We start from the raw sequence: 24,685 nt of genomic DNA, 5'->3' as shown, positions 1-24,685 counted from the left end.
ATTCGATGAACGAATATTTGGTAAATATTGAAAATGAACGTCTTTCCTTCTTTACTCCAGCTGGAGAAGTTAAGGCTCTTAATGATGTATCCCTTCATCTTCGTGAGGGAGAAGTTCTGGGCATTGTAGGTGAGTCCGGTTCCGGTAAATCTGTAACGGCTTACAGTCTTATGGGACTTACAGCTTATCCTGGACGCTTGATTGGTGGATCCCTTCAGTTTAACGGACACCAGATTGAGAAGATGACAGAGAAAGAAATGAGAAAGATCCGCGGAAATGAAATTTCTATTATTTTCCAGGATCCCATGACCAGCTTAAATCCGGTTTACACAGTTGGAAACCAGATTACAGAAGTGGTCATGCTTCATACAAATAAAAATAAACAGCAGGCCAATGAAAGAGCAAAGGAGCTTCTGACCCTGGTAGGGATCAATGAGCCGGATAAGCGTCTGAAGCAGTATCCTCATGAGCTGTCCGGTGGTATGCGTCAGCGTATCATGATCGCCATTGCTCTTGCATGTGAGCCAAAGCTTTTGATTGCGGATGAGCCGACTACCGCTCTGGATGTTACCATTCAGGCACAGATTCTGGAACTCATGATGGAATTAAAAGATAAGCTTGGTATGGCGATCATCATGATCACTCATGACCTGGGTGTGGTTGCGAACATGTGCGACCGAATTGCAGTTATGTATGCAGGAAAAGTAGTAGAATACGGCAATACGGATGATATTTTTTATAATCCAAGCCATGAATATACAAAAGGCCTGATCCGAAGCATTCCGAAACTTACGGAAAAAGAGCACAGCAAGCTGGTTCCTATTGAAGGAAGCCCTGTGGATATGTTAAATCCGCCGGCTGGTTGTCCTTTTGCGCCCAGATGCAGGGCCTGCATGAAGATTTGCCTGCGTGAAATGCCGCCATATACGGATATATCCGATATTCATTATAGTGCTTGCTGGCTGCTTCAGAAACAGGAGTATGAACAGGCACAGAAGGGAGATGCATGATGGAAAATAAAAATCTTGTAGAGGTGCAGAATTTACAGCAGTATTTCCCTGTTGCCGGTGGCAAGTTATTTGAGAAAAAAGTCGTAAAAGCAGTAGATAACGTTTCTTTTGGAATTAAAAAGGGCGAGACTTTGGGACTGGTTGGAGAATCCGGCTGCGGAAAAACCACCACAGGCCGTACTTTGCTCCGTCTTTATGAGCCTACAGCAGGAAAGATTTTCTTTGACGGAGAAGATATTACCAAGGTAAACATGCTCCCTTACCGCAGGAAAATGCAGATCGTGTTCCAGGATCCTTATGCCAGCCTGGATCCCCGTATGACTGTTGGGGATATTATCGGCGAAGCGATTGACATTCATCACCTGGCTTCTAATAAAAAGGATCGTCAGGACCAGATTATTTCTGTTCTGTCAACGGTAGGACTTAATTCAGAGCATGCAAACCGTTACCCTCATGAATTTTCCGGCGGACAGCGTCAGCGTGTGGGTATTGCCCGCGCTCTGGCAGTGAACCCTCAGTTCATCGTCTGTGACGAACCGGTATCAGCCTTGGATGTTTCCATTCAGGCGCAGGTTGTTAATATGTTTGAGCAGCTTCAGGAGGAACTGGGACTGACCTATCTGTTTATTGCCCATGACCTTTCTATTGTGAAGCATATTTCCAATCGGATCGGAGTTATGTATTTAGGGAAAATGGTAGAGCTTGCAGACAGCTATGAACTGACCTTCCACAGCGTTCACCCATATACCAAGAGCCTGATTTCTGCAATCCCGATTGCAGATCCGGAAACCAGCCGTAAGTCGAAGAGAATTGTTCTGGAAGGGGATGTACCAAGCCCGGTAAATCCGCCATCCGGCTGCCGATTCCGTACACGCTGCCCTTATGCGGATGAGCTTTGTGCTGCCCAAGAGCCAGAGTGGAGAGAAGTTTCTACCGGTCATTTCGCTGCATGTCACCATCTGGACAAGGTAAATTAATTTTCATTGCCATTTTATAGGTTTTATGCTATGCTGAGGAAAGAATCGGCACAACAGACGAAGGACGTATTGCTGTGCCGATTTAAATATATTCTATAGGAGGGAATTTATGAAAAAAATGTCACTTGTATTGGCTGCTGTTATGGCAACCGGCATGATCCTTTCCGCTTGCGGCGGTAATAAATCAACCGGTCCATCTGCAGGTGGTACAACCAATGCAGCGAATGGGGAAGCAACTACCCCAGGAGGAGAATCAACTGGAGGTCTTGATCTTTCAGTTCAGGTCGGCCCGAACCCGGAAACCATTGATCCCGCTTTAAACAGTGCGGCTGATGGTGCTAACGTGATCGTACATGCCTTTGAGTCTCTGTTGATCGTAGATTCAGAGAACAAAATTGTAGGCGGTCAGGCGGAATCTTTCGATGTATCTGAGGATGGACTTACTTATACCTTCCATCTTCGTGATGGTTTGAAGTGGAGTGATGGTACGCCCCTTACAGCCAATGACTTTGTGTATTCCTGGAAGAGGCTGGCAGATCCTAATACAGCAGCTCCTTATGCTGCAGATATGCTGGGCTATGTAAAAGGCTATGAAGAGGCTGCTGCCGGAAATCTGGATGCCCTTGGCGTTTCCGCTTCCGATGATAAGACTCTCGTAGTAGAATTATCCGCTCCATGCGTGTATTTCTCAAAGCTGGTTACTCATGCCTCCATGGTTCCTGTGCAGCAGGCAGTTGTAGATGCAGCTGGGGATCAGTGGTGCTTAAAGCCTGACACTTATGTCTCTAACGGACCTTTAAAGATGATTGAGTGGGTTCCAGGCTCCCATATTACTTTTGCAAAAAATGAAAATTATTGGAACGCAGATAAGATCACTTTAAATACTTTAAAATTCGTCCTGATGGAAGATGCTAATGCGGCTTACAGCGCTTATCAGACCGGAGAAGTATCCATGATCAAGGATGTACCTACAGAGGAGATCCCGGCTCTTAAGGGAACAGAAGAGTTCCATGTAGAACCAGGCATGGGTATTTCCTATATCGATTTCCAGAACCAGAAGGAACCATTTAATAATCCGGATGTGCGTAAAGCGTTAAGCCTTGCCATTGACCGTGATTATTTGGCTAATACCGTTATGCAGGGTATTGGCGCTCCTGCGGCAAACTTCGTTCCACGTGGTGTTTCTGATGCAGAAGGCGGAACCTTCTTTGAAGATGTAACACGCAAGAATAACGGCGGCGACTTCTTTAATGTTGAAAATTATGAATCAGATGTTGCAAAGGCGAAAGAGCTTCTTGCAAAGGCAGGATATCCTGACGGAAAAGGTTTCCCTGTAGTTGAGTATATGACCAACGATGCAGGCTATAACAAACCTGTAGCAGAATACTTGCAGAGCTGCTGGAAGGAAGCACTTGGCATTAACGTAGATATTAAGATCCTTGAGTGGGCTACCTTTACACCTACCCGCCGTGCAGGAGATTATCAGATTGCTCGTGATGCCTGGAGTCTTGATTATGATGATCCTTCCAATCTTTTAAACCTGATGATGTCTACAAGCGGCAATAATAATGCTTTGTACAAAAATCCGGAGCTTGACAAACTGCTCAATGAGGCCAACTCTACAGCTGATGTTAATGAGCATTATGAGAAGCTTCATGAGGCAGAAAATATGATCCTTAACGATGCAGCCATTGCACCGCTTAATTACCGGAATGAATTCTGGTTACAGGATCCTAAGTTAAAGGGAACATGGTATTCTCCGTATGGATACTGGTTCTTCCAGTTTGCTACCATGGACTAATAACATGTTATTTATTAATTGCACCCAGGAAATATTCCTGGGTGTTTTTTTACCCTTCATTTATTCATTTCTAAGTATACCATTTTATCATTGCTATTTTACTATATTTATGTTATATTAAAGAATAAGTCGTTGCAGTAACTGGTTAAAGTGTTATTGCGTTGATCGATTATAACTTTATTAGGAGGACGGTCTATGAAAAAAATGTCACTTGTGTTAGCTGCTGTTATGGCCTCCGGTATGATTCTTTCCGCTTGCGGCGGAAATAATACTGCTGGCACGAAAGCAGGCTCTGACACCACCAAAGCTGCGGAGGCTAACACTGAAACCACAGCTCCCGCGAATGGAAGTTCTACAGCACTTGATCTTGCAGTACAGGTTGGTCCAAATCCCGAGACCATTGATCCGGCACTGAACAGCGCCGCAGATGGTGCCAATATTATTGTTCATGCGTATGAACCTTTGATGATCGTGGATCCGGATAACAAGATTGTAGGAGGCCAGGCGGAATCTTTTGATGTATCGGAAGATGGACTCACCTACACCTTCCATCTGCGTGAGGGCTTAAAGTGGAGTGATGGCACACCGCTGACCGCTGAAGATTTTGTATATTCATGGAAGAGACTTGCTGATCCCAATACAGCTGCTCCTTACGGAGAAGATATGCTGGGTTACGTAAAGGGATATGAAGAAGCAGTGGCAGGCAATCTGGATGCTCTTGCTGTTTCTGCTCCTGATGATAAGACCTTTGTGGTTGAGCTTGAAGTTCCCTGTGTATATTTTTCAAAGCTGATCACTCATGCATCCATGGTTCCGGTACAGAAAGCTACCATTGAAGCCAATGGCGACCAGTGGACCTTAAAGCCAGAAACCTATGTGAGCAACGGTCCGTTAAAGATGGTTGAATGGGTACCTGGTTCCCACATTACCTTCGCTAAGAATGAGAATTACTGGAATGCAAGCAAGGTTACTTTAAATACCTTGAAATTTGTCCTGATGGAAGATGCCAACGCAGCTTACAGCGCATACCAGTCAGGTGAAGTATCCATGATTAAAACCCTTCCTACCGAAGAAATTCCAAGCCTTAGAAATACCGAGGATTTCCAGATCGGATCCACCATGGGTACATATTATATCAGTTTCCAGACCCAGAAGGAACCGTTTAACAATCCGGATGTGCGTAAAGCATTAAGCCTTGCCATTGACCGTGATTATGTTGCCAATACAGTTATGCAGGGAATTTATGCTCCGGCAAAGAACTTCGTTGGACCTGGCATCTCTGATGCAGAGAATGGTTCTTCCTTTGAAGATGTGACTCGTAAGAATAATGGCGCCGATTTCTTTAATGTTGCCGATCATGATGCTGATATTGCAAAGGCAAAAGAGCTTCTTGCAAAAGCAGGATATCCGGATGGTCAGGGATTCCCAACCATTGAATACATGACCAATGACCAGCTGTTCCATAAACCATTAGCTGAGTATTTACAGAGCTGCTGGAAGGAAACACTGGGAATTACTATGGACATTAAGATTGTTGAATGGTCTACCTTTACACCTACCCGTCGTGCAGGAGATTTCCAGATCGCACGTAACGGCTGGTTATTAGACTATGACGACCCATCCAATATGCTGAACTTACTTAAGTCCACCAGCGGTAATAACGATGGTAAGTACAATAACCCTGAAGTTGATAAGAAGCTTGATGAAGCGAACTCCACTCCTGATGTTGCAAAGCACTATGCATTGCTGCACGACGCAGAGAACATGATTTTAGAGGATTCCGCTATCGCACCAGTTGCTTATTACAGCCAGCCATGGTTACAGGATCCTAAGTTAAAGGGAACATGGTATTCTCCATATGGATATTGGTTCTTCCAGTACGCTACTATGGAATAGAAAGGTTTGTCTGAATTTTAAGATAGCGCCCGGGAATTATCTCCCGGGCGTTTTGCTTTTGTCCGGTCTTTGCTTCCTGCCTGCAAACTTCCTCTTTCCAACCCTACGAAAGTATGTTATAATCTCCTAAGACAATACAAAAGTACAGGAGAGTAAGGCTATGAATTCAAGACGAGTATTATTAAAGCTTAGTGGCGAAGCTCTTGCTGGTGCGAATAAGACGGGCTTTGACGAAGCGACTGTTAAGGAAGTCGCACGGCAGGTTAAAATATCCGTAGATGCAGGTGTCGAAGTAGGCATTGTCATTGGCGGAGGTAACTTCTGGAGAGGCAGAACCAGCGATGCCATTGACCGTCCTAAAGCGGATCAGATTGGTATGCTTGCTACAATAATGAACTGCATTTATGTTTCTGAGATTTTCCGTAATGCCGGGATGAGTACACAGATACTGACCCCGTTTGAGTGTGGTTCCATGACAGAACTTTTTTCCAAGGATAGAGCTAACAAGTATTTTGGCGAGGGCAAAGTGGTATTTTTTGCCGGAGGAACAGGCCATCCTTATTTTTCAACCGATACAGGCATTGCGCTTCGCGCCATTGAGATGGAGGCAGATTATATTTTACTGGCTAAATCGATTGACGGCGTATATGACAGTGATCCGAAGACAAATCCCAATGCTGTTAAATATGAGAAGATTTCCATTCAGGAGGTCATCGAGAAGCAGCTTGGTGTTATTGATTTAACGGCTTCCATCATGTGTATGGAAAATAAAATGCCCCTTGCGGTATTTAGTTTAAATGAAAAAGATGGCATTGCCAATGCAATGCAAGGAAAAATAAACGGTACCATAGTGACCGCATAAACCAGGAGGACGATATGCAGGAGAGTTTACAGGTTTACGAAGACAAGATGAACAAGACATTAAAAGCGCTGGAGAATGACTATATGACAATCCGCGCAGGACGTGCCAATCCGCATGTACTGGACAAAATAAGAGTGGATTATTATGGAACACCCACCCCTATCCAGCAGGTCGGCAACATTTCTATTCCGGAAGCCCGTATGATTGTGATCCAGCCATGGGAGAAGGCCCTGTTAAAGGCAATTGAAAAGGCAATTCTCACTTCTGAACTGGGAATTAATCCTACCAATGACGGCAATGTAATCCGCCTTGTATTTCCGGAGCTTACTGAGGAACGCAGAAAGGATCTGGTTAAGGATGTTAAGAAAAAAGGAGAGGCAGCCAAGGTTGCAATCCGTAACATCCGCCGGGATGCCAATGACTTGTTTAAAAAGCAGTTAAAGGCAGAGGAAATTTCTGAAGATGAACAGGCAGAGGCTGAAGACAAGATTCAGAAGCTGACAGACAAGATGATCACCCAAGTTGACAAAATGATTGAAGAAAAGTCAAAGGATCTTCTTACTGTATAAAAATCTTGAACAGGGGCAGGCATTTTGCCTGTCCTGTTTTGTGTTTTAAAAGGAGCAGCATTATATGGACAAAATGAATGAGAATATGGTGATTCCGGAGCATGTGGCTATTATATTGGATGGCAATGGCAGATGGGCAAAAAAGCGTGGGCTTCCAAGAAGTATGGGCCACAAGGAAGGATGCGTGACCGTAGAAAGAACGGTAGAGGATGCAGCGAGGCTGGGAATTAAGTATTTGACGGTTTATGGTTTTTCAACCGAAAACTGGAAACGTACTTCAGATGAAGTTGGAGCCTTAATGCAGCTGTTCCGTTATTATATGGTCAGGCTTTTGAAGGTCGCCAAAGCCAATAATGTGCGTGTAAAGATGATTGGTGACAGGGACCGGTTTGACCAGGACATTATAGAGGGAATCGGTAAGTTAGTAGAAGAGACGAAAGATAATACAGGTCTGACCTTTATTATTGCGGTTAATTACGGCGGCCGCGATGAGATCGTCAGGGCTGCCAGGAAGATCATCAAAGATTCGGCAGAAGGAAAGCTTTTACCGGAGGACATGACGGAAGAAGTATTTTCTTCTTATCTGGATACAGAAGGACTTCCGGATCCAGACCTTCTCATACGCACCAGCGGGGAGCTGCGGCTTTCCAATTATCTGCTGTGGCAGCTGGCCTATACGGAACTCTATGTTACAGATTGCTATTGGCCTGATTTTAATATGGAAGAAATGAAAAGGGCAATTGCTGCGTACAATAGTAGGGAACGAAGATTTGGGGGAGTGAAGTGATTCGGAGGGAGGAAACACCATGTTTACAACCAGGCTGATAAGCGGAGTCATTCTCGTTATCATTGCTCTTTTTACAGTCGGAAGCGGGGGAATCTTGCTTTTTGCTACGACCATTTCCATTTCTATGATTGGTTTGTTTGAGTTGTATCGCGTGATGAAGATACAGAAAAACCCATTGGGATTTATGGGGTATTTAACGGCCCTGTCTTACTATGGGCTGATTTGGTTTCATGGAGATCAGTATAAGATGCTCATGTCTATTGCATTTTTGATGATCCTTATGAGTATTTATGTATTTGCCTTTCCAAGGTATCAGATGGAAGAGGTAACGGTAGCCTTTTTTGGAGTTTTTTATGTTGCGGTCATGTTGTCCTATCTTTATCAGGTCCGTACCATGGCAGACGGGAAATATCTGGTGTGGCTGGTGTTTTTAAGCTCATGGGGGTGTGATACCTGTGCATATTGCGTTGGTATGCTTATAGGCAAGCACAGGCTGGCTCCTGTACTCAGCCCTAAAAAGTCCATAGAAGGGGCAATCGGCGGAGTAGCCGGCGCAGCTCTTCTTGGAATTCTTTATGCAACTCTTTTTGGAGGATACATGACAGAGATACGCAATCCTCAGGCAGCCTGTGGACTGGCTTGCGCCATTGGGGCGGTAATATCCCAGGTTGGGGATCTGGCGGCATCTGCAATCAAACGCAATCATCAAGTAAAGGATTATGGAAAATTGATTCCGGGCCATGGGGGAATTCTGGACCGTTTTGACAGCATGCTTTTTACGGCGCCTGCCATTTATTTTGCGGTAACATTTTTGCGTTAAAAGATTATTTTTGATTAAAAATTTGAAAACAACTAAAATGTGGCAGTAAATTGGAAAAGAAAAGGAGTAAGCGGCATAAGATGAGGAAAATAGCAATCCTGGGTTCAACAGGATCCGTCGGGAAACAAACTCTGGAGGTGGCTGAAAATCAGAAGGATATAGAAGTGACCGCCTTGGCGGCAGGCAGTAACATCTGCCTGTTAGAGGAGCAGATCAGAAAGTTTTATCCAAAGATAGCATGCGTATGGAGAGAAGATAAGGCCAGGGAACTGGCGGCATCGGTAAAGGATCTACCGGTCCGCATTGTTTCCGGAATGGAAGGCCTTATTGAAGCAGCCACGGAAAGCTCTGCAGAAATTGTGGTCACTGCCATTGTGGGTATGATAGGAATCCGTCCTACCATCGCAGCCATTGAGGCGGGAAAGGACATCGCTCTTGCCAACAAGGAAACCCTTGTAACTGCCGGGCACATCATTATGCCTCTGGCAAAGGAACGGGGAGTGAAGATTCTTCCTGTGGACAGTGAACACAGCGCTATTTTTCAGTGCTTAAACGGAGAAGATAAAAAGGCCATACATAAGATCCTTTTGACAGCATCCGGCGGTCCTTTCCGGGGAAAAACCAGAAAAGAGCTGGAGTCTGTGCAGGTGGAAGATGCTTTAAATCATCCCAATTGGTCTATGGGCAGGAAAATTACCATTGACTCTTCTACGATGGTCAATAAGGGTCTTGAAGTGATGGAAGCAAAGTGGCTTTTTGGCGTGGAAATGGAACAGGTGCAGGTGGTGATCCAGCCTAAGAGTGTAATTCATTCCATGGTGGAGTTTGAGGATGGAGCTGTCATGGCTCAGCTTGGAACGCCGGATATGAAGCTTCCGATCCAGTATGCACTTTTCTATCCGGAGAGGAGATTTCTTCCCGGTGACCGCCTGGATTTTTGGAGCATCAATCAAATAACTTTTGAAAAACCGGATATGGTAAACTTTCCTGGCTTAAAATTGGCATATATTGCCGGGAAGAAAGGCGGAACACTTCCAACAGTTTTCAATGCTGCCAATGAACGGGCAGTTGCCAAATTTTTGAACAGAGAAATTTCATATCCAACCATAACTGATATGATAGAGGGAGCTATGAACGGGCATACTGTAAAGGAGAATCCAACAGTAGAGGATATTCTTGAAGCAGAGGCTGCAGCTTATGAATATATAGAAAGCAGGTGGTAAATTGTCCAGCGTTATCGTAGCGATTCTGGTCTTTGGGCTAATCGTATTAATTCATGAATTAGGGCATTTTTTGTTCGCAAAAATGAACGGAATCGCAGTGGTTGAGTTTTCAATCGGCATGGGACCAAGGTTGGTCCGTTTTAAAAAAGGTGAGACTATTTATTCCATAAAGGCACTGCCCTTAGGCGGTTCCTGTATGATGCTGGGAGAAGATGAGGAAAATCCCGATGAGCGGGCGTTCCAGAATAAATCAATTCCGGCCCGGATGTCGGTAATTGCAGCCGGTCCTATCTTTAATTTTATTTTAGCCTTTTTCCTGGCTGTTATTCTTGTAGGGATGAATGGATATGATACGACCTATATAAAGGAAGTAACCGATCGTTCGCCTGCTTATGAGGCAGGAATCCGACCGGGTGATAAGCTGCTCCGGATCAATGGGGAAAGTGTATCCATGTATCGGGATTACATTCTTTATAAGCTTTTAAAGCCTGAGGAAAAGATGAATCTTGTGGAATATTCCAGAATCGATCCAACAACCGGAACGGAAAGTATCCATTCTGTTTCCGTCAATCCAGAGTATTCAAAGGAAAGCGGGAAATACCTGATAGGTATTATCATTGCTCCTGAGAATAAAAAGGCCGCCTCTCTTGGCGAACTGGTAAAATACGGATACATGGAAATGGAATACGATGTAAAGCTGACAGTAAAAAGCCTTGGCATGCTCTTTACCGGTAAGGCGAGTGTTAATGATTTAAGCGGTCCGGTGGGCATTGTGGTCATGATTGATGATTCTGTTAAGGCTGGGCTTACGGTCAGCGTTGTAGCAGCACTTATGAATGTGATCAGCATGTGTATCTTGCTGAGCGCAAACCTGGGAGTTATGAATCTTCTTCCCATCCCCGCTCTTGATGGAGGGAGGCTTTTGTTTCTTATTATTGAAGCCATCAGAGGCAAGCGTATGGATCCGGAGAAAGAGGGCCTGGTTAATTTAATCAGCATGGCTGCTCTTATGGCCCTCATGATTTTTGTGGTGTTTAACGATATCAGCAGGTTTACGTAAGCGAACCATAATTACTCGGCAATGAGACAAAGGAATGTGTATGCATGTTCCTTTGGCGTCTGCCGCAATAACCGGATGGAACTCGCGCAGCGGGTTGCTTCCGGTTTTGAGGTATATGCAGAATGGAGGAACGTATGAGCAGAGAGAAAACAAGAGTAATCCGTATCGGAGACCGGGTAATCGGCGGAGGAAATCCGGTACTGATCCAGTCCATGTGCAATACGAAAACGCAGGATGTGGAGGCGACAGTAGGTCAGATTAAAGCTTTGACAGAGGCTGGCTGCGATATCATCCGGGTAGCAGTGCCGGACATGGAGGCAGCGGCCGCATTAAAGCAGATAAAGAAACAGATTTCTATTCCGCTGGTTGCGGATATTCACTTTGATTACCGGCTGGCCATCGCTGCCATAGAATCCGGAGCGGATAAGATCCGGATTAATCCAGGGAATATTGGATCGGCCGACAGGGTCCGGGCAGTTGTGGAAAAGGCCAGGGAATATAATATTCCCATCAGGGTCGGGGTGAACAGCGGTTCCCTTGAAAAGAATCTGATTGAAAAATACGGCGGGGTGACTGCAGAAGGTATTGTGGAAAGCGCTCTTCAAAAAGTCCGGATGATTGAAGAACTGGGATATGAAAATCTTGTCATCAGCATTAAATCTTCCAATGTGCTCATGTGCATCAAAGCCCATGAACTGATTGCCAGGCAATCGGATTATCCCCTTCATGTGGGAATAACCGAAGCAGGCACTTATGTCTCAGGGACAATCAAATCCTCAGTAGGCCTTGGAATCATTCTTCATGAAGGAATCGGGGATACCATCCGTGTTTCCTTAACTGGAGATCCGGTGGAGGAAGTAAAGACCGCAAAATTGATATTAAAGACACTTGGTTTAAGAAAAGGCGGAGTAGAGGTGGTATCCTGCCCGACCTGCGGAAGGACCAGGATCGATTTAATCTCTTTGGCAAACCAGGTGGAAAAAATGGTTTCGGAATTTGACCATCTGGATATTAAAGTAGCTGTTATGGGCTGCGTGGTAAATGGACCGGGAGAAGCCAGGGAAGCAGATCTTGGAATTGCCGGAGGAATCGGAGAAGGCCTCTTAATGAAAAAAGGAGAAATTATCCGAAAGGTTCCGGAAGATGAACTGCTTCAGGCCCTAAAGGAAGAGCTTATGAAGATGCAATAGGTGATAGAATGTCTAAAAATTTTTTGGAGGTTTTTCCAAGTTTACATATTACAGAGGAATTACGGGAGCTTTTAAATCTGGTAGAAGTGGAGAAGGTCACTTTAGGCAGGGATAGAAGCTCTATTCGTATTTATCTTATGAGCCCAAGACTCATACATAAACAAAATATTTACGGGCTGGAAAAGGGGATCAAGGACCAGCTGTTTCCATCTAAGCGGATTACCATAAAGATTATTGAACGGTTCCGTTTATCGGGTCAGTACACCCCTCAGAAGCTGTTAAAGGCCTATAAGGAAAGCCTTTTAATGGAACTAAAAAATTACAGTATTATTGAATACAACATGTTCCGTAAAGCACAATTCCAGTTTCCTGAACCGGATCTTCTTAAGATGACGGTGGAAGATACCATTGTTACCCATGAGAAGGCCGGAGACTTAAAACGTGTCCTGGAAAAGATTTTCCATGAACGGTGCAGCATGCCGGTAGAGGTCCAGTATGAATATGTGGCCCCTAAGGAAAATGAACTGGCTAAGCAAAAAGAGCTTCAGATGCAGCGGGAGGTGGAGGAAATTGTAAGCCGTACTTCCTTTGCTGTAAATAGGGAAGAAGGCCAGAATGAGTATATTGCCGGGGCAAGTGAGGGAACTGCCGGTCCTTCCATGGCGGATGGCATTTCTTTGGATACCTTGACTGCAGAATATACAGCCCTCGCTCCGTCTGATCAGGCTTCCCAGACCCCTGCACCTGCGCTGCGTATGGGAGGGAAAAAGGAAACCACTAAGACAGGCGATTCAGATACCGGGAAAAAGGAGTGGAAGGATTATAAAAAGGGCGGCGGCTCCTACGGACGCCGTTCGGACAATCCGGATGTTTTATACGGACGTGACTTTGACGGGGAAATCATAGAGATCGATAAAATTGATGGCGAGATCGGAGAAGTGGCCGTAAGAGGCAAGATTTTAACTGTGGACAGCAGAGAGCTTAGAAGCCAGAAGACCATTATGATCTTTGATGTGACGGATTTTACCGATACAATCACAGTGAAAATGTTTGCCAGGGAAGAGCAGATTGATGATCTAAAAGCAGCAGTGGTACAGGGAAGCTTTATACGCATCAAAGGCGTCACTACCATTGATAAATTTGACGGAGAGCTGACTCTTGGATCAGTGGTTGGAATCAAGAAGTCCGAGGACTTTACCGGGAAACGGGTGGATAACAGCCTTGAAAAACGAGTGGAGCTTCACTGCCACACGAAAATGAGCGATATGGATGGGGTATCAGAAGTCAAAGATATCGTGAAACGGGCAAAACGATGGGGTATGCCTGCGATTGCCATAACTGACCACGGATGTGTCCAGTCCTTCCCGGATGCAAATCATGCCCTGGATAAGGGCGATTCCTTTAAACTGATCTATGGCGTGGAAGGGTATCTGGTAGATGATTTAAAGCAGCTTGTGGAAAAATCCAGAAACCAGGGATTGTCGGATTCCTATGTAGTATTTGATATCGAGACAACAGGCTTTAGCTCGTCCAGAAACCGGATCATTGAAATCGGAGCGGTAAGGGTAGTTAACGGGAATATTACGGATAAATTCAGCACCTTTGTAAATCCCGATGTGCCCATTCCTTTTGAGATCGAACAGCTTACAGGTATCAATGACAATATGGTTCTTCCTTACCCTAAAATCGATGAAATACTGCCTCAGTTTCTGGAGTTTTGCGGAGATTCGGTCCTGGTAGCCCATAATGCATCTTTTGATGTGGGCTTTATCGCTTATAATGCAGCCAGGCTTAACATAGCCTTCGATCCTACCGTCATTGACACGGTGGCGCTTGCTAGGCTCCTCCTTCCCAAGCTTAACCGTTATAAGCTGGATACGGTTGCTAAGGCACTTAATATATCCTTGGAGAATCATCATAGAGCAGTCGACGATGCAGGCTGTACGGCTGAGATATTTGTGGCATTTGTGAGAATGATCCGGGAGCGGGGCGTGGAAACTCTTGATGAGCTCAATGGGCTAAGCACCATGTCGGCGGATATGATTAAAAAGCTTCCTACCTATCATGTGATCATACTGGCGGCTAACGATGTGGGGAGGGTAAATCTCTATCGTTTGATCTCATATTCCCACATTAATTACTATGCAAGAAGGCCAAGGATTCCCAAAAGCGTGCTGAATAAGTATCGGGAAGGGCTGATTATAGGCTCCGCCTGTGAGGCAGGGGAACTGTATCAGGCCATCCTGCGGGGCGTTTCTGATGCGGAGGTCGCAAAGCTGGTTAACTTTTACGACTATTTGGAAATACAGCCTTTGGGAAACAATGCATTCATGCTTCGGGATGAAAAAAGTTCAATAAAGTCGGAACAGGATTTAATTGACATTAATAAAAGAATCGTAAGCCTTGGAGAGCAGTTTGGAAAACCGGTTTGTGCCACTTGTGATGTTCATTTCTTGGATCCGGAGGATGAGGTTTACCGAAGGATCATTATGACCGGCCAGGGCTTTAAAGATGCCGACGATCAGGCACCTTTGTATTTGCGTACCACAGAAGAAATGTTAAAGGAATTTGAATACCTGGGGCCCAATAAGGCAGAAGAGGTAGTAATAAAAAATACAAGAAAAATTGCCGATATGTGCGAAAAGATTTCTCCGGTACGCCCGGATAAGTGCGCCCCTGTCATTGAAAATTCCGATGAGGATTTAAGAAAGATCTGTTATGACAGGGCTTATGCCATCTATGGAGAAACCCTTCCCACAATTGTTACAGAACGTCTGGAGAGAGAACTTCATTCCATCATATCCAATGGGTTTGCGGTTATGTATATCATCGCTCAGAAACTGGTTTGGAAATCCAATGAGGATGGGTATCTGGTAGGCTCCCGAGGCTCTGTCGGTTCATCCTTTGTCGCTTATTTATCAGGAATAACGGAGGTAAACTCCTTAAGCCCACATTATTATTGTACATCCTGTCATTATTATGATTTTGATTCAGAAGAAGTAAAACAGTTTTCCGGTATGGCTGGATGTGATATGCCGGATAGGGTTTGTCCGGTGTGCGGACGTCCTTTGGAAAAAGATGGATTTGATATTCCCTTTGAAACCTTCCTGGGCTTTAAGGGAGACAAGGAGCCGGATATTGACTTAAACTTCTCCGGTGAATATCAAAGTAAGGCTCATGACTATACAGAGGTTATTTTCGGCAAAGGTCAGACCTTCCGGGCAGGAACCATTGGTACCCTGGCAGATAAGACTGCCTTTGGGTATGTAAAAAATTATTATGAAGAGCGTGGGGTAAGAAAGCGCAATTGTGAGATTAGCCGGATCGTACAAGGCTGTGTTGGAGTAAGAAGAACTACCGGACAGCATCCGGGTGGAATTATCGTACTTCCTCATGGAGAGGAAATCTATTCCTTTACTCCGGTTCAGCGGCCTGCCAATGATATGACTACCATGACGGTAACCACTCATTTTGATTACCATTCCATTGACCACAACTTACTGAAGCTTGATATTCTGGGGCACGATGATCCTACCATGATCCGTATGCTTCAGGATTTAATTGGATTTGATCCGGTTAAGGATATTCCTCTGGACAGCAAGGAGGTCATGTCGCTGTTTCAGAACACCTCAGCCTTAAAGATCACGCCGGAGGATATTGGAGGCTGTAAGCTTGGAGCTCTTGGGGTACCTGAGTTTGGTACGGACTTTGCCATGCAGATGTTAATTGACACGCAGCCCAAGTATTTCTCTGACCTGGTACGAATCGCCGGTCTTGCCCATGGTACGGATGTTTGGCTTGGAAATGCCCAGGCCCTGATTCAGGAGGGGAAGGCCACCATTCAGACGGCAATCTGTACCCGTGATGATATCATGGTCTATTTAATATCAATGGGAATCGAAGAGGGGCTGTCCTTTTCCATTATGGAGAGCGTTCGAAAGGGAAAGGGGTTAAAGCCTGAGTGGGAGGAGGAGATGACCGCCCACGGAGTTCCGGACTGGTATATCTGGTCCTGTAAAAAGATCAAGTACATGTTCCCTAAGGCCCACGCTGCCGCCTATGTTATGATGGCCTGGCGTATTGCCTACTGCAAGGTGTTTTATCCCCTGGCTTATTATGCCTCCTTCTTTAGCATCCGTGCCAATGGCTTCAGCTATGAGCTGATGTGCCAGGGGCGGGATAAGCTGGAGTATTATCTGGCCGACTATAGGAAGCGGATCGACACTCTTTCTAAAAAAGAGCAGGACACCCTAAGGGATATGAGAATCGTACAGGAGATGTATGCCAGAGGGTTTGACTTTATGCCCATCGATATTTACCGGGCAAAAGCAAGGCATTTCCAGATCATTGACGGCAAATTAATGCCGTCCTTAAGCAGTATTGACGGATTGGGAGAAAAAGCGGCTGATGCCGTCGTGGATTCAGTGAAGGATGGAGCCTTCCTGTCAAGGGAAGATTTCAGAAACAGGACAAAAGTCAGTAAGACCGTCTGCGATTTGATGGGAGATTTAGGACTTCTTTTTGAACTCCCGGAATCCAATCAGCTGTCCTTGTTTGACCTGGGTTAGAAGGGGGGATAAGATTCCCCCTGAAGCCTGGGGGCTTTTTCGGACAGGTTATTACAGAAATTTATTGAAATTTTTCCAGAATTTAAAAATAATAAAAAAATTTTGAAAATAAGGTTGACATTTGCTGGGATTTATATTATACTACCTAACGTAATCGAGGCGTGGCTCAGTTTGGTAGAGCGCTGCGTTCGGGACGCAGAGGTCGCAAGTTCGAATCTTGTCGCCTCGATTCTGTATCATTAATATGCTGTAAATGGCCTATTGGTCAAGCGGTCAAGACGCCGCCCTCTCACGGCGGAAACCCGAGTTCGATTCTCGGATAGGTCATAGTATAAACCTTCAGGAGCAGCCTGGGGGTTTTTGCGTTAAGTGGGACAGTTTTAAAATAGGAGTGCTGTAATTTTTTTTGATTGATGTATAAAACGATTGGGAATACATAGGTTTGTCATAGATAAAGAATCAGGAGGAGCCTGTTATGAAGATGATTGCTGTAGTATATCAATCGAAATATGGAGCGACTAGAAAATATGCGGAGTGGATCGCTGAGGAATTATCCTGTGATCTGTTTGAAGGAAAAGATATAAAGGCAGATAATCTGGAACCATATGATACCATTATCTTAGGTGGTGGCCTGTATGCCGGGGGTGTCAATGGGATTAAGATATTGACAAAGAACTTCTCTAAGTTCTCAGGCAAGAATCTGGTACTTTTCACCTGCGGGCTGGCCGATCCCTCCGATCCGGTCAATACGGATAACATTAAAAAGAGTCTGAAAAAGGTGTTAACCGAAGAAATGCAGGATAAGATCAAACTGTTCCATTTACGCGGTGCCATGGATTATTCAAAACTCAGCCCGGTACATCGGGCCATGATGAGTTTTGCATGTAAGATAATAGAAAAAAAGGATCAAAGCTCTTTGACTGACGAAGACAAAGGGATGTTAGCAAGTTACGGAAAAAACGTTGATTTTATAGATAAAGAAACGATATTGCCACTTATAAATTATATACGGGATTTATAAGAATTACGGGGTTAAAATGGATAATATTTCGCTCGATGAGATTAAGGACAAATTGGATTTTTTTTATAAAATGTATGATATCGTACGTCTGGTTGACCCGATCAACAAAAGCGTGCTGGACTACCGGCAGTCATCGTTAGTCGGAACACCGGATGTATGCTATCATTATTGGGAAAACAACAGAATTTGTGATAACTGTATTTCTATAAGATCCTATTACGAAAATAAAAGCTTTGTAAAAATGGAAAAAAGCCGTGATAATGTTCTTCTTGTTACAGCGATTCCCATTGATAACGCCGACAGCCCGGCAGTGCTGAAGCTGTTAAAAGACGCTACCGATACCATGTTAGTTGGGAACGGGGATTATAATGAAGGAGAAATCTTTTCCCGCTTTATCAAGGAGCTTAATGATGCGGCGGTGAGAGATCCGCTCACATCCCTTTATAACAGGCGTTTTGTGAATGAGCGCCTTCCTGTTGATATTATTAATGCTTTGCTAAAGCATAAGCCATTGTCTGTATGTTTTATTGATCTTGACAACTTTAAATCAATTAATGACCTTTATGGGCATGAGACGGGAGATTTAACGATCAAAGCGGCAGGCGAAGTCATTTCCCGGAATATTTCTCATGAAGATGTATGGGTAGCGAGATATGGAGGAGATGAGTTCCTTCTTTGCCTGAGCGATACCGATGAAGACCAGGCACGTGCAATTGTAGAATACATGCAAAAGGAAATTGAGAAAATGCCGGTGAATCAGGCTGCTGAAGGAGTTTCTCTTTCCATCTCTTTTGGGATAGAAACCATGAAGGATGTTCCTGTGACTGCGGAGGAGCTTATACGCAGGGCGGATGAAAAGATGTACAAAGCAAAAAAGGAAAAAAGTTCCGATATATAATAGAAAAAACCACCCTATCAGGGTGGTTTTCTATTTCTGTTTTTACTCTTTATCTGTGCTTTCAGCAATTTCCTTGACTATGTTTGCAACAGTTACTTCATTTGCCGGTTCATTAATAGTTGTACCTTCAGGAATTCCGGTAATATTTACATTTCTGGTTACTTTGGCATCATATGTATTTGCCTTCATGATCTCTGTGATATCCAAACCGGTTGTTTCTTTTACAGATTCAATGGTCTTAGCTAAGACAGCTGGTACATAGCTTCCCATGGAAGTTACGCCTGCATCACCATTTCCGCTATCAATAATTGTAACCTTATCAATGGTAGCTAATGGTTCTGCAATTGCCTTTGCCATCTCAGGTAAGGCATGCACGATCATTTCCATCATCGCGGCCTGCCCGTATTTCTTCATTGCGTCCGCTTTCTTTTCCATTGCTTCCGCCTCTGCAATACCTTTCGCCTGAATCGCAGCAGCTTCTGCTTCTCCTTTGGCTTTTATACCTTCGGCTTCCTGGAGCATAGCAAATTTTTCTGCTTCCGCCTGGGCTTTTCTTGCTTCGGCTTCTTTTTCCTGCTCATATTTCTTTGCTTCGGCTTCTCGCTGTCTTCTTGCTAAGTCAGCAGAAGCTTTTTGTTCTACGGCATAGCGTTCTGCATCGGCCTTTTTATTAATTTCTGCTTCCAAAGTCTGCTGCATAACGGCGACTTCTTTGTTCTTTAGTTCCGCTTCTCGTTCTGTTTTTGCAATCTGTGCGTTTACCGTAGCAGTCTGAACAGTTTTTTGCTGTTCCTGGTTCTGAATTTCATAAGCTGCGTCAGCTTCCGCACGCTTCGTATCAGATTCTTTCTTTAACTCAGCCTTCCGGATCTCAAGTTCATTATTCTTCTGGGCAATTTCTGTTTGAGCAAGGACTCTTGCATCATTAGAGGCTTTATCCGCTTCCGCCTGGGCAATAGCAATGTCTCTTTCAGCCTGGGCTTTTGCGATAGACGCGTCCTTCTTGATTCTTGCCGTATTGTCGGCTCCAAGGTCCTTAATAAGGCCATTTTCATCGGATATATTCTGGATATTACATGATACAATTTCAATACCAAGTTTTTTCATATCCTTTGAAGCTTTTTCCATAACCTGATCTGAGAAGGAATCTCTGTCAGTATTGATTTCCTTTAAAGTAAGTGTACCGATAATTTCACGCATATTACCCTGAAGGGAATCCTGTAAGTCTTGGGTAATTTGATCCTGGTTTTTATTTAAGAAGTTTTTTGCTGCTAATTTGATTCCGTCTTCTGTTGGTTCTATTCTTACTTTCGCGACAGCGTCAACATTCACGTTGATGAAATCATTTGTTGGCACAGATTGTTCTGTCTTGATATCCACCGTCATCTGGCCAAGATAAAGCTTATCTAATCGTTCAAGAAATGGGATTTTGATTCCGGCGCGTCCAATTAAAATTTTCGGCTCTTTCTTCAATCCTGAGATAATGAAAGCCCTGTCAGGCGGAGCCTTCACATATCCGCTTGCTAAGATACCAAGCAAGATGATTACTGCTACAGCAATTAGAACGAATGGTAAAATGATCTCTAACATAATTTCTCCTTTCAATCATAAAAAGTTTCAAATGCATCGTGTTAATAATTCTTTATATGTAGAAAAAAACCCGTAAAAACGAGGTTTCTGTAAAGCTCCCGGAGGGACTCGAAGACCCACACATTACGAATCTTAAAAGTGGGATTTTGTGTCATATGGTTTGTCAAATATAGGAATCAAAATTAAGGTGCTTCCTGGTGAGAGCAACATTTTCACCGCGTCGTTCCCCAGTGAAGAGTGCAATGTAAAAAATAAACTCTCTATTTTAGTGGTAAGCGCCATCCCTGGGTATACTCTGGTACGTGATAGGACTTCCCGGGAACCACTTTGTCTGCTCAATGGTGAAATAGTTCACCTCATACTCCTTCTTGGCCTTACGGCCCTGTTTCTGTTTCCCAGAATAGATAATGGGATTGATTATATGCAGGCTTCACCTACAGCGTAACTCAACATTGCACTGATAATGGCCAGATCCTTAGATATGGTCCCTTCTGATAAGCCTCCTTTCTTTCCATCCTGTCACACATCATCTTTTCTCAGGGATTCCGAAATACGGGGGAGAATCCGAAGCTCTAATTTACGTTTATAATCGTGATATGTAGTTTTTTTAAGGACAGGAGGAGCCATGTCTTTGAGATATGAAACGGAAAGGTCCTTAAGAGTCATGCGTTCACCTTATACGTTTTTGCAGGCCTTAACATCTCTCTCAAAGTCTACAACAAATTCATTGAGAGCCTTATCTATTTGACGCTTTGTCATGCCTGGATCCGGTGTGTATGTATCTGTTTCGATTATTTGAGAACCATCAGAGCATCGGCCGTTGCTAACCGTTACTTGAAAAGAGGTTCCGCGCTGCCTTATGCTTGCCATAGTATCATTCCTTTTCTATTTTTATGTTGAGTATAAAAATATACGCCTCTTGCCAGGAAATATTCTCCTAAATTATGTCCTGAGAGACTATAAGGAGAATTAGAATTAAACGAAATTCTCTTCCGCAATTTGGGCAGCGGCGTGAATTCCGGGCACCTAAAAATTTGTGGCAATAAGGACACCGATCTAAAATAGCTTCCGCTATAAGCGTAACGCCATGAACAATTAAAATCATAACCTTACCTTTAATTGACACATCAAGAAGAATATTCAATAAAATAGCAAGCAGTGTAGACATAACCAGTACTATATTGTCAATTCGTTTTTGTTTTTTAACTTGTTTCCTCATATGGCGTCTTCTGTAGGGATTAAAGATTCTTTATAGATTGTAACATATTCGTGGGGGAAATCAAAGTATTTATAAAACTACAAATTAAAACTAACCAACAATCAATTAATTATGAAAATTAGTATTTTACGTATTACTGTACTTTGAAAACTTAATATTGATAGTTAGTAAATTTGATGATATTCTAAATATAGAATATTTATTTTGGGGGAAGAAAACCATGAAAAAGGAATATAATACAATACCACAGTCAATGAAGGAAATGAATACCTACGGTTTTTCCTGGATGGATTTCGTGACTGCTATACCGTCACCGTTGTTTGTGGTCACTTCTTATAAATCAAACGGCAAGCCAAATGCGTGTTTGCAGTCATGGTCATGTTTCAATGGAGGAGAAAAGGGCTTTTATGCTATTTTATCCAATGTTAACAAAGCGGGACATTTATATCGGACGATTAAAGAAAAAGGGGAGGCTGTATTTAATTTCCCGTCTGCAGACATTTATCCGCTGTGCATGGAAACTATTAAGAATAATGGTTTTGATGATGATGAAATTTATCTTTCTGGTCTTACATCAGAGCCTGCTTCCACAGTAAATGCACCACGTATCAAAGAATGTTTTCTTTCTCTTGAAAGTCGATATTTATGGGAGCGTGAGATTGAAGAAGGAGACGATCATGTTCTAATGTGTTTTAAGGTGACAAATATTTGTATTGATGAAGCGAATTTAGATGAGGTAATACAAGGACGTTATGGCGAGAAAGGATTGCTTTATAACGTACATTACCCTGTCAATCCAGAAACCTTTACAGGAAGTTCTCATGATTATATAGCCATATTGCAAAAGTATAGAGATATGGGTGAGTATTGACAACATAGTTCCCATTTGTGTTGAATTATGAGTAAAAAGCAACTACTAGCTATCAGTATTGAGCTGGTAGTTTTTTTGTACCCAAAATGTAATAGGCTGATCAACAAAACTGATATTTCAAGAAGGAAGTAATATGCAAACTAAAGTTGAATATAAATCACGGGATATAAAGAAAAATGTCCCCAAGATTAGTATGAGGACATTTTTCTAACAAAGGTTTAAGCAGTCAACAAATACTTCATTAACAACCTATTGTTATTTCCGCATTGCCATCCTGATACCTTCGTGTGATGTGTTTTTTGATGAACACAATATTATTATGAGCATAATCTATATAAATATTATGGTAATAACAGTAAAAGAAAAAGAGAAAAAAGAAAGTATCGCATAGGTTGCTAAATTACTATTAAACCCGTGTTGTACCAAAACGGTTGCCTTCATATACACTTCCGGAACAAAACCATACAAGAAGAGGAATAAGTCCAAAAGGAGCCAATACTAAAAATAACCAGTATCCTGATTTGTCAAGATCATGAAGACGTCTTATACAAATAGCAATGACAGGAATTAAAGATGTAAGACTATAAAGGACACACGGGATAACGAATCATAATTATAAACCCCGCTATCTGTTTGAGGTTCGTTTCATGCTGCCCCCTATGTGATAAATAATTTAATAAAATTCGTGAACTATTATTGATTTACTTAATATTATATATTAAAAGTAATATAGCTAAAAAATGAATAAGGAGTTATTATTATATGGAATTATATGCATTCGCCTCTGAATTTCCGGAATTATTTGCAATGTTAAATGAAACCGTTAGATCCACTATTGCGGCGAACAATATGACCGGGGAAGAGTCTCTCAGGGATTGGGACAATATGATTGATAATTTTGTTAGTAATTTCGAGTACGAGGATTATTATGGACAGGAGATGGGAGAGAGTTTATCTCAGCAGATACCTTTTGATGGTTTCGGAGATAGGGACAGAGATAGGGACAGAGATAGGGACAGAGATAGGGACAGAGACCGCCGCAGACGCCGCCGTCGCTTTCATGATTTTAATTTAAGAGATATTATCAGACTTTTGTTTTTAAGACAATTGTTCGACCGAAACCGTTTCTAAGATTTAGTTGTAAAACCCCGTATTTTCGCCTGGTAGTATAAACTTTCGTGTCACCGCATGTGGAGTGTATAATAATGATGACGAATTGTAGCCGGAAGGAGAAATAAGGGAAATTGAATTACAATATATTGTGGTTATGGAACAAAAACAGGGGAAATTTTAAGGCCGAAAAATGCAAATTTTGGTCCATTTTTTTAACTGCCTTCACAGATAACGAAGGGCGGTAGGAGAGATATTACCTCCAAAACAGTGGATTGTAGTATATGTTTTGGTATGAACTATTAAAAAGGGGGTTATAGCATACGATTGTGGTGGCGATCCCCAATATTGGGAACATATAGAGGAATGTAATAACGATCCTGCTGGTTATTTAAAATGACCTGTGTAAAAAAATCACAATATGTGTTTTAACAATCCCACATTTCTCATTCATAATATGATATCAGTTAAAAATATATCAACGTGCGCTTGGCTTCGGCTGGGCGCTTTTTGTGGGTGAAATAATGTGCTTTTATCTAAATTCACTTTTGAGAAGGAGTCAATAAGTACACCAGCAAGGTAAAGGTTTTAATTCATCATTAAAATTGTATAATTCAAAAAAGCTGCAAATATGCACCATATAAGATATGGTATTTGTAAGGATGCTGCAAAAGTATTTATTTCATAAAACCGTTGGATCATTATAATTATCAGAATGATTAATAATATCAGCCATATAAAAGCAAGCAAATATTGAGAAAATCCGAAAAAAATAATGCTCCAACAAAAGTTAAAGAAAAGTTGTAGTGCATAGATTTTTAGAGCTTTAGCTGAATTAACATTTCCTGACACATAAATTATGTATGAAGATATTCCCATGAGGATATAAAGTATTGTCCAAACAATGGGAAAAATATAGGTTGGAGGGCTAAGGGAGGGTTTATTTAGTGAGGAATATATTGACATGTTACCACTTATAAGGGCTGATAAAGATCCAACAGCCAAAGGTATAAGAATTGATATTGCAAGAGCACTTTTGTTAATAGGTTTCATATAATGAACTCCATGTGTATTATTAATAGTTTATGAGATCAAATCAAAGAATATGCGGGCATATAATCAAACATTAAAACAATCATTTGATTATGATAATTATAATTTAATGAATTATTGTGCACTGAAAACTTATATTGATAATAAATAAGTTAGATGA

21 protein-coding genes and 2 tRNA genes are annotated in these 24,685 nt (G+C 42.7%); 18 read left to right on the top strand and 5 right to left on the bottom strand.

Going from position 1 to position 24,685, the window contains the following annotated elements:
• Positions 1 to 5 precede the first annotated feature (5 nt).
• The 16 genes from ACHZES_RS03860 to ACHZES_RS03785 all read left to right on the top strand — a co-directional run bounded on the left by ACHZES_RS03860 (position 6) and on the right by ACHZES_RS03785 (position 18,682).
• Complete coding sequence (locus ACHZES_RS03860; RefSeq protein WP_038281704.1) at positions 6 to 1,010, top strand: ABC transporter ATP-binding protein; 1,005 nt, start codon at positions 6 to 8, stop codon at positions 1,008 to 1,010.
• Entirely contained in the window at positions 1,010 to 1,987 is a 978-nt protein-coding gene (locus ACHZES_RS03855) for an ABC transporter ATP-binding protein (protein ID WP_334290969.1), read from the top strand. The genes ACHZES_RS03860 and ACHZES_RS03855 overlap by 1 nt, the downstream gene beginning before the upstream one ends.
• Before the next feature lie 109 nt (positions 1,988 to 2,096).
• A complete protein-coding gene (locus ACHZES_RS03850) occupies positions 2,097 to 3,788 on the top strand; it encodes a peptide ABC transporter substrate-binding protein (RefSeq protein WP_154524154.1) in 1,692 nt (563 codons plus the stop codon).
• A gap of 195 nt (positions 3,789 to 3,983) precedes the next feature.
• Positions 3,984 to 5,684, top strand: coding sequence for a peptide ABC transporter substrate-binding protein (locus tag ACHZES_RS03845; RefSeq protein WP_038281710.1), 1,701 nt, complete (start codon positions 3,984 to 3,986; stop codon positions 5,682 to 5,684).
• A 160-nt stretch (positions 5,685 to 5,844) separates the two neighbouring features.
• On the top strand, positions 5,845 to 6,546 hold the full coding sequence (pyrH, locus tag ACHZES_RS03840) for a UMP kinase (RefSeq protein WP_038281713.1): 702 nt from the start codon (positions 5,845 to 5,847) through the stop codon (positions 6,544 to 6,546).
• Between the two features lie 14 nt (positions 6,547 to 6,560).
• Positions 6,561 to 7,115, top strand: a complete 555-nt coding sequence (gene frr / locus ACHZES_RS03835; protein WP_395547843.1) for a ribosome recycling factor — start codon at positions 6,561 to 6,563, stop codon at positions 7,113 to 7,115.
• Positions 7,116 to 7,179: 64 nt separating this feature from the next.
• Positions 7,180 to 7,902, top strand: coding sequence for an isoprenyl transferase (locus tag ACHZES_RS03830; RefSeq protein ID WP_038281717.1), 723 nt, complete (start codon positions 7,180 to 7,182; stop codon positions 7,900 to 7,902).
• A gap of 19 nt (positions 7,903 to 7,921) precedes the next feature.
• Positions 7,922 to 8,722 (top strand): phosphatidate cytidylyltransferase, encoded by an 801-nt coding sequence (locus ACHZES_RS03825; protein ID WP_154524151.1) that lies wholly within the window; start codon positions 7,922 to 7,924, stop codon positions 8,720 to 8,722.
• An 80-nt stretch (positions 8,723 to 8,802) separates the two neighbouring features.
• The gene (locus ACHZES_RS03820) at positions 8,803 to 9,945 is read left to right on the top strand and encodes a 1-deoxy-D-xylulose-5-phosphate reductoisomerase (RefSeq protein WP_395547846.1); all 1,143 of its coding nucleotides are present in this window, start codon (positions 8,803 to 8,805) and stop codon (positions 9,943 to 9,945) included.
• Position 9,946: 1 nt separating this feature from the next.
• Positions 9,947 to 11,005, top strand: coding sequence for an RIP metalloprotease RseP (gene rseP, locus ACHZES_RS03815; protein ID WP_038281724.1), 1,059 nt, complete (start codon positions 9,947 to 9,949; stop codon positions 11,003 to 11,005).
• Between the two features lie 134 nt (positions 11,006 to 11,139).
• Positions 11,140 to 12,195, top strand: a complete 1,056-nt coding sequence (gene ispG, locus ACHZES_RS03810) for a flavodoxin-dependent (E)-4-hydroxy-3-methylbut-2-enyl-diphosphate synthase (RefSeq protein ID WP_395547847.1) — start codon at positions 11,140 to 11,142, stop codon at positions 12,193 to 12,195.
• Between the two features lie 8 nt (positions 12,196 to 12,203).
• Positions 12,204 to 16,763: a PolC-type DNA polymerase III gene (locus ACHZES_RS03805; protein WP_154524142.1), complete on the top strand. Its 4,560-nt coding sequence runs from the start codon at positions 12,204 to 12,206 to the stop codon at positions 16,761 to 16,763.
• 155 nt (positions 16,764 to 16,918) lie between these two features.
• A tRNA-Pro gene (locus tag ACHZES_RS03800) sits at positions 16,919 to 16,992 on the top strand.
• Positions 16,993 to 17,018: 26 nt separating this feature from the next.
• Positions 17,019 to 17,090, top strand: a tRNA-Glu gene (locus ACHZES_RS03795).
• A gap of 148 nt (positions 17,091 to 17,238) precedes the next feature.
• A complete protein-coding gene (locus ACHZES_RS03790; RefSeq protein ID WP_395547849.1) occupies positions 17,239 to 17,784 on the top strand; it encodes a flavodoxin domain-containing protein in 546 nt (181 codons plus the stop codon).
• A 16-nt stretch (positions 17,785 to 17,800) separates the two neighbouring features.
• Positions 17,801 to 18,682 carry a GGDEF domain-containing protein gene (locus tag ACHZES_RS03785; protein ID WP_395547851.1) on the top strand — a complete coding sequence of 294 codons (882 nt, stop codon included), beginning with the start codon at positions 17,801 to 17,803 and terminating at the stop codon, positions 18,680 to 18,682.
• A 42-nt stretch (positions 18,683 to 18,724) separates the two neighbouring features.
• On the opposite strand, the gene ACHZES_RS03780 is transcribed toward ACHZES_RS03785, so the two are convergent.
• From ACHZES_RS03780 to ACHZES_RS03770, 3 genes are all read right to left on the bottom strand, one after another.
• Complete coding sequence (locus tag ACHZES_RS03780) at positions 18,725 to 20,272, bottom strand: flotillin family protein (protein ID WP_038281733.1); 1,548 nt, start codon at positions 20,270 to 20,272, stop codon at positions 18,725 to 18,727.
• Positions 20,273 to 20,791: 519 nt separating this feature from the next.
• Positions 20,792 to 20,899 carry a hypothetical protein gene (locus ACHZES_RS03775; protein WP_404820383.1) on the bottom strand — a complete coding sequence of 36 codons (108 nt, stop codon included), beginning with the start codon at positions 20,897 to 20,899 and terminating at the stop codon, positions 20,792 to 20,794.
• Positions 20,900 to 20,947: 48 nt separating this feature from the next.
• Positions 20,948 to 21,142 carry a hypothetical protein gene (locus ACHZES_RS03770; protein WP_395547855.1) on the bottom strand — a complete coding sequence of 65 codons (195 nt, stop codon included), beginning with the start codon at positions 21,140 to 21,142 and terminating at the stop codon, positions 20,948 to 20,950.
• Between the two features lie 569 nt (positions 21,143 to 21,711).
• On the opposite strand from ACHZES_RS03770, the gene ACHZES_RS03765 reads away from it, so the two are divergent.
• A complete protein-coding gene (locus tag ACHZES_RS03765) occupies positions 21,712 to 22,362 on the top strand; it encodes a flavin reductase family protein (protein WP_395547857.1) in 651 nt (216 codons plus the stop codon).
• A 406-nt stretch (positions 22,363 to 22,768) separates the two neighbouring features.
• On the opposite strand, the gene ACHZES_RS03760 is transcribed toward ACHZES_RS03765, so the two are convergent.
• On the bottom strand, positions 22,769 to 22,909 hold the full coding sequence (locus tag ACHZES_RS03760; protein WP_404820382.1) for a DUF805 domain-containing protein: 141 nt from the start codon (positions 22,907 to 22,909) through the stop codon (positions 22,769 to 22,771).
• Positions 22,910 to 23,124: 215 nt separating this feature from the next.
• Between ACHZES_RS03760 and ACHZES_RS03755 the strand changes: the two genes are divergently transcribed.
• Positions 23,125 to 23,493 (top strand): hypothetical protein, encoded by a 369-nt coding sequence (locus tag ACHZES_RS03755; RefSeq protein ID WP_395547859.1) that lies wholly within the window; start codon positions 23,125 to 23,127, stop codon positions 23,491 to 23,493.
• 567 nt (positions 23,494 to 24,060) lie between these two features.
• On the opposite strand, the gene ACHZES_RS03750 is transcribed toward ACHZES_RS03755, so the two are convergent.
• The gene (locus ACHZES_RS03750) at positions 24,061 to 24,525 is read right to left on the bottom strand and encodes a TspO/MBR family protein (protein ID WP_154524124.1); all 465 of its coding nucleotides are present in this window, start codon (positions 24,523 to 24,525) and stop codon (positions 24,061 to 24,063) included.
• Positions 24,526 to 24,685: the final 160 nt, after the last annotated feature.

This window comes from Lacrimispora sanguinis, from assembly GCF_044987295.1.
Taxonomy (GTDB): Bacteria; Bacillota; Clostridia; order Lachnospirales; family Lachnospiraceae; genus Lacrimispora; species Lacrimispora celerecrescens_B.
This window is presented reverse-complemented; position numbering and strand designations above follow the sequence as displayed.